The sequence below is a fragment of the Paraburkholderia sp. FW306-2-2C-D06C genome (genome assembly GCF_058781505.1).
Genome location: NZ_JBYSWU010000153.1, coordinates 1 through 632, shown reverse-complemented (window position 1 = coordinate 632; position 632 = coordinate 1). Strand labels below are relative to the sequence as shown.

Here is a 632-nt window from a genome sequence, read left to right as displayed (position 1 = left end):
CTGTTCAGGCACGTGCACGACTCCGGGATATTCAAGGACAGGACGCTGAAGGAACTGATCGCCGAGTCGATCATCGACCGCAAGCTGATCGACTCGTTCGACGTTGAGTTCCAGCTGGAAGGTGCCGAGGAACGCTTCGAGCAGGCGGTCATGTACGAGGAGACTGTCTGGAATTTCGTGGACCGTCACTGTCGGCGTGCGGGCGTTTTCTGGTACTTCAAACAGGGGCGCAAGGGCGACGGACCGCAACGCGACACGATCGTGTTCGGCAACAATCCGAGGGCGTATGTGCGCGCGCTGGAAGTGCCGCTGATGCCTGACTCGGGCCTCTCGGGCAACTGGCATGAGGCGGTGCTGACAATCAGTCCGGTCCGCAAGCTGGTGCCGGCCGTGGTCGAGGCGTGGGAGCACAACTACCGGACGCCCGCTGATGAGCTGAAGGCCGAGTCGTATGTCGCGCGTGACGACCGCTCCGTGTACGGCAGTGTGAACCGCAGCACCGAGCACCACCACACCGCGGAGATCGGCCAGATGCTGGCCGACGCGCGGCGCGACGAACTGGTCGCGCGGCAGACCACGTTCAGGGGCAAGAGTAACGTGATCGGCATGATGCCGGGGATGGTGGTGCGGCT

The 632-nt window shown here is 63.4% G+C and carries 1 protein-coding gene; it reads left to right on the top strand.

What is annotated here, in order from left to right:
- The coding region (locus AC3WLT_RS37275) for a contractile injection system protein, VgrG/Pvc8 family (protein ID WP_492596544.1) at nt 1-632 on the top strand (632 nt) is incomplete at both ends.